This is a genomic window from Catellatospora sichuanensis (assembly GCF_007483665.1).
GTDB lineage: Bacteria > Actinomycetota > Actinomycetes > Mycobacteriales > Micromonosporaceae > Catellatospora > Catellatospora sichuanensis.
In genome coordinates this window covers 1-1,152 of sequence record NZ_VIQO01000077.1, presented here as the reverse complement: position 1 = coordinate 1,152, position 1,152 = coordinate 1, and the positions used below count along the sequence as shown (strand labels likewise).

Annotated in this window: 2 protein-coding genes; both read left to right on the top strand. The window is 61.5% G+C overall.

Annotation, left to right across the window (positions count from 1 at the left end; all coding sequences use genetic code 11):
* Window positions 1–158 precede the first annotated feature (158 nt).
* Window positions 159–449 carry a cysteine peptidase family C39 domain-containing protein gene (locus FLL47_RS42585; RefSeq protein WP_144128385.1) on the top strand — a complete coding sequence of 97 codons (291 nt, stop codon included), beginning with the start codon at window positions 159–161 and terminating at the stop codon, window positions 447–449.
* Between the two features lie 44 nt (window positions 450–493).
* Window positions 494–847 (top strand): hypothetical protein, encoded by a 354-nt coding sequence (locus FLL47_RS42580; RefSeq protein WP_144128384.1) that lies wholly within the window; start codon window positions 494–496, stop codon window positions 845–847.
* Window positions 848–1,152 lie beyond the last annotated feature (305 nt).

Genomic DNA, 1,152 nt, shown 5'->3' with positions numbered 1-1,152 from the left:
CGTGCCGCCTCGTCACCGCTAAGGTGGCCACGAGGTCTCCGGTATTTCAGGTTCTGCTTGGTCGCTGAACCCTTTACCGGAGACCTCGCTGCTTATCGATCATCGACACCTAACAACTTTCGACACACGCTAAGGGCGGCCCGACGTGCAACAAGACGATGGACGGGTGGCCGAAGCAGGAGGGCGGGAACTGCTACAAGTGCGCTGGCAAGCTCCAGAAGAAGCTCGGCGGCGGGGAGATCGTTTTCATCAAACCGAAGTATGGCTCACGCCTCGTTACTTCCACCCATGATCCGGACGGTGATTGGAACCATCACTATGTCGTCGTCAAGAACGGTCGGGTCTACGACGGCACGACCGGGAAGAACGGCCTGACGCCCGAGCAATTCAAGGCAGAATGGACAGGGAAGAGGTTCGACTACGCCCCCGACATTGATTTTGGATTCTGATGGATCATCTAGAGCTCGCGCGGCGACTCCGGGTCACACCGCGTATGTTCCTGCCCGACGACCGGTTTGCCACGCTCGTCGCCTTCCTGGGAGGTGGTAACGCGCTGACAAACGGGGACTTTCTGCGGGGGTTCAACGAGTGGGTGCCGGACCGACTTTACGGTCCTGGTTACCGGAGTTCCCTGCACTGGTCGGCGGAGATAGCCGAGTCGGTCGCCGGCCGTGCCAGGAAGGGGCTAAGCATGCCCGAAGAGCTGGAGGAGCAGGCGAAGGACGTGCTGCTGGACATGCTCGACGGGTTCCTGTCAGCCGACCCCGGGCGGCGACGCTCGACTGACGGCGGCGAGGTGCCGCATGCGGATTCGCATGCCCGTACCGGCGCGCCCGAGTCGGGCTGATCCGGTCGCAGGGTGCCGAGAATGGACTCAAAGAGCCGGTTTTCGTTCCGTCTCAATAGCCGTATGAGATAGCTCATAGCCGGCGGTCCTGCGCCAGGTAGACGAGCTGCGCCAGACCGTCACGAAGATCGGTTCCGGCATGACGGAACAGGTCGGTGGGCCGGGTTCGGGCTAGCGTGGGTGTCGAAGTTGTTAGGTGTCGATGATCGATAAGCAGCGAGGTCTCCGGTAAAGGGTTCAGCGACCAAGCAGAACCTGAAATACCGGAGACCTCGTGGCCACCTTAGCGGTGACGAGGCGGCACG